7 protein-coding genes and 1 pseudogene are annotated in these 6,706 nt (G+C 28.5%); 7 read left to right on the plus strand and 1 reads right to left on the minus strand.

Going from position 1 to position 6,706, the window contains the following annotated elements; all coding sequences use genetic code 11:
* The 4 genes from recA to HUJ77_RS13755 form a co-directional block, all read left to right on the plus strand.
* Nucleotides 1-861, plus strand: an 861-nt coding sequence (gene recA, locus HUJ77_RS13740) for a recombinase RecA (RefSeq protein WP_291709544.1), incomplete at its 5' end; no start/stop codon positions are given.
* 304 nt (nt 862-1,165) lie between these two features.
* Nucleotides 1,166-2,710: a ribonuclease Y gene (gene rny, locus HUJ77_RS13745; protein WP_291709546.1), complete on the plus strand. Its 1,545-nt coding sequence runs from the start codon at nt 1,166-1,168 to the stop codon at nt 2,708-2,710.
* Nucleotides 2,711-2,867: 157 nt separating this feature from the next.
* Nucleotides 2,868-3,128 carry a stage V sporulation protein S gene (locus HUJ77_RS13750; RefSeq protein ID WP_016206312.1) on the plus strand — a complete coding sequence of 87 codons (261 nt, stop codon included), beginning with the start codon at nt 2,868-2,870 and terminating at the stop codon, nt 3,126-3,128.
* A gap of 189 nt (nt 3,129-3,317) precedes the next feature.
* Nucleotides 3,318-3,578, plus strand: a complete 261-nt coding sequence (locus HUJ77_RS13755; protein ID WP_136004919.1) for an HPr family phosphocarrier protein — start codon at nt 3,318-3,320, stop codon at nt 3,576-3,578.
* An 89-nt stretch (nt 3,579-3,667) separates the two neighbouring features.
* Here the strand turns inward: HUJ77_RS13755 and HUJ77_RS13760 are convergent, their stop codons facing one another.
* The gene (locus HUJ77_RS13760; RefSeq protein WP_291709548.1) at nt 3,668-3,886 is read right to left on the minus strand and encodes a DUF378 domain-containing protein; all 219 of its coding nucleotides are present in this window, start codon (nt 3,884-3,886) and stop codon (nt 3,668-3,670) included.
* Nucleotides 3,887-4,044: 158 nt separating this feature from the next.
* Here HUJ77_RS13760 and purB point away from each other — a divergent pair, with 158 nt between their 5' ends.
* From purB to HUJ77_RS13775, 3 genes and pseudogenes are all read left to right on the plus strand, one after another.
* Nucleotides 4,045-5,475 (plus strand): adenylosuccinate lyase, encoded by a 1,431-nt coding sequence (gene purB / locus HUJ77_RS13765; RefSeq protein ID WP_291709551.1) that lies wholly within the window; start codon nt 4,045-4,047, stop codon nt 5,473-5,475.
* 136 nt (nt 5,476-5,611) lie between these two features.
* Nucleotides 5,612-5,779, plus strand: a complete 168-nt coding sequence (locus HUJ77_RS13770) for a hypothetical protein (RefSeq protein WP_291709552.1) — start codon at nt 5,612-5,614, stop codon at nt 5,777-5,779.
* A gap of 194 nt (nt 5,780-5,973) precedes the next feature.
* Nucleotides 5,974-6,706, plus strand: a pseudogene (locus HUJ77_RS13775) (hypothetical protein); the annotation flags it as partial.

A 6,706-nucleotide genomic window follows, 5' to 3' on the forward strand; every position in this document is an offset into this window, starting at 1 on the left:
GAAATATATGGACCTGAAAGTTCAGGTAAAACAACAGTTGCATTGCACATTGCAGCTGAAGCTCAAAAAAGAGGCGGAGCAGTTGCCTTTATAGATGCTGAACATGCTTTAGATCCAAGTTATGCAAGAAATTTAGGCGTTGATACAGAAAATCTTATAGTTTCACAACCAGATACTGGAGAACAAGGTCTTGAAATTGCAGAAGCTTTAGTTCGTTCAGGAGCCATAGATGTTATAGTAGTTGACTCTGTTGCGGCATTAGTTCCAAGAGCAGAAATAGATGGTGAAATGGGAGATTCTCACGTTGGTCTTCAAGCAAGACTTATGTCACAAGCTTTAAGAAAATTAACAGGTACTATTCAAAAGACTGGATGTGTAGCTATATTTATAAACCAATTAAGAGAAAAAGTTGGTGTTATGTTTGGTAATCCAGAAACAACAACTGGTGGTAGAGCATTAAAATTCTATGCTTCTGTAAGACTTGATGTAAGAAGAATAGATTCTATTAAGCAAGGAGAAAGCATAGTAGGTAACAGAACAAGAGTTAAGGTAATGAAGAATAAAGTTGCTCCACCATTTAAACAAGCTGAATTTGATATTATGTATAATGAAGGAATATCAAGAACAGGTAATATAGTTGATGTTGGTGTAAAAGAAGGAATAGTGCAAAAAAGTGGAGCTTGGTTCTCTTATGGCGATATAAGACTAGGACAAGGAAGAGAAAATGCTAAGCAATATTTAAAGGATAATCCAGAAACTGCACTTGATATAGAAAATCAAATTAGAACTAAATATGAATTACCTATAATGCAAGAAACTACTATTAAAGCAAAGAAAGAAAAAGATAAAGATAAAGAGTAATAAATATAGTTAGTTTGAATATATTTATATAAATATGATAATAATATAATCGATAGTATAATTTATTATGCTATCGATTTTTTAATTATATATTGTAATAATTAAAAAATTAATATTAATATCCGTTATTTAGGCATTAACTGTTATATTGTATTATATAAGTAACTTGACATAATTTTAATTTTAATATAAAATAATAACAAATACTGGTTTTATCATATTTCATATATCAGTTAGATTAAGTATGATACCTCTACATTTTCATTTAAGCATAATTGTTTATATGAATGGAGGAGGTGTTTTTATGGAGAAGATTCTTATAGGTATAATAATTTATATTGTAATATTAATTATATCAGGTTTATTACTATATAAAGCTATACAAAGTGCTTCTAAAAAGAAAATAGAGGGCTTGGAAAGAGAAGCTGAAATCCTTTTAGAAAATGCTAAAAGAGAAGCGGAAGCGACTAAGAAAGAGTCAATATTAGAGGCTAAAGAAGAAGTTCATAAACTTAGAAACGATTTAGACAGAGATTCAAGAGAAAGAAGAAATGAAATTCAGAGACTTGAAAGAAGAATAATCCAAAGAGAAGAAGCTTTGGATAAAAAATCAGATCTTTTAGAAAAGAAAGATGAAGCTCTAAATAAAAAGTTACAAGAAATCGATGAAATGGAAGCAAATGTACAGGAACTACATTCTAAGAGGAGAGAGGAACTTGAAAGAGTTGCATCTTTATCTACTGATGAAGCTAGAGAAATCCTATTAGAAGAAGTTAGAAGAGAAATAACTCATGAGACTGCTATTATGATCAAGGACATAGAATCTAGAGCTAAAGAAGAAGCAGAGAAAAAAGCTAGAGAAATTATAACAACTGCAATTCAAAGATGCGCAGCTGATCATGTATCAGAATCAACAGTACATGTTGTAGCCCTTCCAAATGATGAAATGAAGGGTAGAATTATAGGTAGAGAAGGTAGAAATATCAGAACTCTTGAAACATTAACAGGAGTTGACTTAATTATAGATGATACTCCAGAAGCTGTTATTTTATCAAGTTTTGATCCTATAAGGAGAGAAATAGCTAAAATAGCATTAGAAAAGTTAATTGTGGATGGTAGAATTCATCCAGCTAGAATCGAGGAAATGGTAGAAAGAGCTACTAAAGATGTGGAAAATGATATTAAAGAGGAAGGAGAACAAGCAACTCTAGAAACTGGAGTTCACGGAGTTCATCCTGAAATCATAAAACTACTTGGTAGGCTAAAGTATAGAACTAGTTATGGACAAAATGTGTTAAAGCATTCCATTGAAGTTTCATATTTAGCAGGTGTTATGGCAGCAGAATTAGGTTTAGATGTAAGTTTAGCTAAGAGAGCAGGATTATTACACGATATCGGAAAAGTAGCTACTAAAGAAGAAGAAGGTCGTCATGCAATTATAGGTGGTGACTTGGCTAAGAAATATGGGGAATCACCAGTAGTGGTAAATGCTATTGCAGCTCATCATGGAGATGTAGAAATGTTAACTTTAGAGGCTGTGTTAGTTCAAGCAGCTGATGCAATATCAGCAGCTAGACCAGGAGCTAGAAGAGAAACATTAGAGGCGTATATTAAGAGGTTAGAAAAACTCGAAGAAATTGCGAATTCTTATGAAGGTGTAGAAAAATCATATGCAATACAAGCTGGTAGAGAGATTAGAATTATGGTTAAACCAGAACATTTAGATGATGCTGGATCTGTAGAGTTAGCTAGAAGTTTAGCTAAAAATATAGAAGAACAATTAGAATATCCAGGTCAAATTAAAATTAACGTTATTAGAGAAACAAGAGCAGTAGATTATGCTAAGTAATATAAAGTACATTTTGTGTTAAACAAAATGTACTTTATTTTTTATTAAAAAAATTTCATATAAAAGAAGGATTTTAAAATAATATATAGAATATATAAATAGCAAGAGTAATTTCTTGTAAAATTGTAAACGATTTTTATCTAGGAGGTAAATATAAGTGGAAGTATTAAAAGTTTCAACAAAATCAAATCCTAATTCAGTGGCAGGTGCTTTAGCTGCCATTATTAAAGAAAAAAATATAGTAGAAATCCAAGCAGTAGGAGCAGGTGCTATAAATCAAGCAGTAAAAGCAATTGCTATAGCAAGAGGCTTCGTTGCCCCTAGCGGAAAAGATATTGTTTGTGTTCCAGCATTCACTGATATAGAAATTGATGGTGAAGAAAGAACAGCAATAAAACTAATCGTACAACCAAGATAATATTTTGTGAGAAATTAATAAAACGTAAGTTAATTTAGGGGAAAAGAAAAGGACTACAAATATAGTAGTTCTTTTTCACTATTATAGAAATTAGTTATTATAAGCCTTGAATTTTTTTTGAATTCCATATATAATGAAATAGTTAAATAGATAACTATTTGAAAAAAAATTAGCAAAGAGGTGTGTATAATGGTATCTAAAGAGGTTGTAGTAAACAACGGAACTGGTTTACATGCTAGACCAGCAACTTTATTAGTTAAGAAAGCTTCATCATTCAAATCAGATGTAAGCATAGAATTTAATGGAAAAAAAGCAAATGTTAAAAGCTTAATCGGAGTTCTTTCTTTAGGAGTAACTAAAGGAGCAGCTATCACAGTTTTAGCTAGTGGCGATGATGAAGCTCTAGCAGTTGAAGAAATAGCTAACTTAATAGCAAACTTAGAAGATTAATAAAAAAAGTGCCTAAGGCACTTTTTTTATTTGTTTATTATAAATTTATTCGAGAAAAATTAATCTTAGAGATTATAATATTTATGTAGTTAACTATTAATATCCAAAGGATTACATTTAAATAATAATATTATTAGATCTATAGCACCAGCAAAAACAATGATATAAATTAATCTTTGTAGAATTACAGATCCTGCAACTAAGATAGCAACAAGATTAATACTAAAAATACCTATAAGCCCCCAATTAATTGCCCCAATTAAAACTAAAATAAAAGATATCTTGTCTAATAAGTTTATTTTACACATTAATTATTCCCCCTATATATACTATACAATATAATATATTGTAATAAGAAAAAAATATAACCTAAAATTATTATAAAAAGCTGAAAATAAAAAATTTTTATGCTATAATACGAATGATGAAGTAAAAAGTGAAATATTTATTCGGAGGTTTTCAAAGGATGAGAGATTTATATAATTCACCATTAAACTCAAGATATGCATCAAAAGAAATGAGCTACATATTTTCTGATGACATGAAATTTTCAACATGGAGAAAGCTTTGGGTAGCTTTAGCTGAAGGCGAAAGAGAATTAGGCTTAAATATAAGCGAGGATCAAATAAATGAATTAAAAGCAAATATATATAATATAAATTATGATGACGCTATTAAAAGAGAAAAAGAAGTTAGACATGATGTAATGAGTCATGTATATGCTTATGGACTTCAATGTCCTAAAGCAAAAGGAATAATACATTTAGGAGCAACCAGCTGCTATGTAGGAGATAATACTGATATTATAATTATGAGAGATGGACTATTATTAATTAAAAAGAAAATAGTAACAGTTTTAAATCATTTATCAGAATTTGCTATGAAGTATAAAGATATGCCTACATTAGGATTTACTCATTTTCAGCCAGCACAATTAACAACTGTAGGTAAAAGGGCAACGCTTTGGATGCAAGATTTAGTGCTAGATATAGAAAACATAGACTTTTTACTATCAACACTAAAATTAAGAGGAGTTAAAGGAACTACAGGAACTCAAGCTAGTTTTATGACTTTATTTGATAATGATGAAGAAAAAGTAAAGGCTTTAGATAAAATAGTAGCTAATAAAATGGGCTTTGAAAGTAGTTATGGTGTAACAGGTCAAACATATCCAAGAAAACTAGATTCAATAGTTTTAAATAGATTATCAGAAGTTGCACAAAGTGCATATAAATTTAGTAATGATTTAAGATTACTACAAAGCATGAAGGAAATTGAAGAACCTTTTGAAAAAAATCAAATAGGATCATCAGCAATGGCATATAAGAGAAATCCTATGAGAAGTGAAAGAATGAGTTCATTAGCAAGATATGTTATAGTTAACTCATTAAATCCTGCAGTTACAGCAGCTACTCAATGGTTTGAAAGAACACTAGATGATTCAGCAAACAAAAGAATTTCAGTAGCAGAAGCCTTTTTAGCTTTAGATGGAGTACTTAATTTATATATAAATATAGCAGAAAATATGGTTGTTTATGAAAAAGTTATAAAAGCTCATGTAAATAACGAACTTCCATTTATGGCTACAGAAAACATTATGATGGAAACAGTAAAAAGAGGTGGAGATAGACAAGAACTTCATGAAAATATAAGAGTTCATTCTATGGCAGCCGCAGAAAGAGTAAAGGGAGAAGGCTTAGATAACGATCTTATTGAAAGAATAATTAATGATGATAGCTTTAAATTAACTAGAGAAGAAATAATAGACATTATAGATCCTAGTAAATTTGTTGGTAGAGCACCTAGTCAAGTTGTTGAATTTATAGATAATTATATAAAGCCAATTATAGAAGAGAATAAAGAAGCATTAGATATAATAAGCGAAATAACTGTTTAAATATAAAATAGAAATATAATGTTAGCATAACTTTAAATCTTATAGTTAAGTGTTAGCATTATATTTTTTTTATTTTTGAATAAAATTAAAAAACTTGTTAAGAATTAATAGATAAGATGAGATATGGAGGGAAGTTATGGATAATAATAACAGCAATTATATTAGTAAATGTATTAGTTGTCATGGAACTGGGAGAGTAAAATGTGATTGTGGTGAAGAAAATTATCCTAATGAAAAGTGCTTAACTTGCAGTGGTAAAGGAGACTTTGAGTGCCCCTTTTGTGAAGGTGAAGGAAAGATATAATACTATTAATTATTAGTTGCAATAAAGAGGTTACTTTTGTAGCCTCCTTATAATTATTTATTGATTTATAAAAAGGTAGTTATAGCTATTTAGATTGTGGACAAGTAAAGTAATATAAATATCTATGCTCCTTTCTATAGCAAAAAGGATATAAATTAATAATATAGTAATATATTATTAATTAAGGAGTTTTCATGATTAGAAATATTGAAAAATCTTCAAAAGAAATATTATCAAGTAAAGTTGGAAATATAATTAGTGACTTTGATGAAGATATAATTTATTTAATTGGAAGAAAAGCTAATGAAGGAAAAAATACATTATATAATGAAATGGAAATAGTGATATCAGAAGGTGTAAATGGAAAATTAACATATATCGAGTTAAAAGATATTAAGGGATATAATCCTAGAATTATTTTGGGGAAATTCAGTGCAAATGAAAAAGAAGAGATTTTATTTATAGTAGAAGAAGAACTAGAGTTAAAAGGAATTAAATCTATAATTTATAGATTTAGTAATGGGAAAATAGAATCAATCTTTGATTCAAATAAACATTTATTAAATAATAGATATAAGGTCATATATAAGGATAATTATAAAGTTAATTTAATTGATAATAATAAAAGTGTAAATTATATTATCGATATAGAAAATAGAGACTATAGGTATTTAAATGAAAAATATAAATCAGATGGAAAGCTAATAAATAAATATCAGGGGGAAGTTCTTGCTCCTTATGAAATTTTACAAGTAAGAAGTAATGATAGAGAAAGATTTGATTTGTTACTAAAACAAAAAATCATAGGAGAAGATATAAATGATATTATAGGTGAAATAGTTAGTATATTAAGATTTGAAGAGGATAATTTTAAGGAATTAAATAGAGAGGTTTCAATAAAAAGCAGTAAAAATATAATAAATACTA

This window comes from Clostridium sp., from assembly GCF_021443865.1.
Lineage (GTDB): Bacteria > Bacillota > Clostridia > Clostridiales > Clostridiaceae > Clostridium.

Coding starts and splice junctions, on each gene's coding strand:
- HUJ77_RS13770 (WP_291709552.1), top strand. CDS start 5,612: ATGGATAATAATAACAGCAATTATATTAGTAAATGTATTAGTTGTCAT.
- HUJ77_RS13760 (WP_291709548.1), bottom strand. CDS start 3,886: ATGTGTAAAATAAACTTATTAGACAAGATATCTTTTATTTTAGTTTTA.
- rny (WP_291709546.1), top strand. CDS start 1,166: ATGGAGAAGATTCTTATAGGTATAATAATTTATATTGTAATATTAATT.
- HUJ77_RS13755 (WP_136004919.1), top strand. CDS start 3,318: ATGGTATCTAAAGAGGTTGTAGTAAACAACGGAACTGGTTTACATGCT.
- purB (WP_291709551.1), top strand. CDS start 4,045: ATGAGAGATTTATATAATTCACCATTAAACTCAAGATATGCATCAAAA.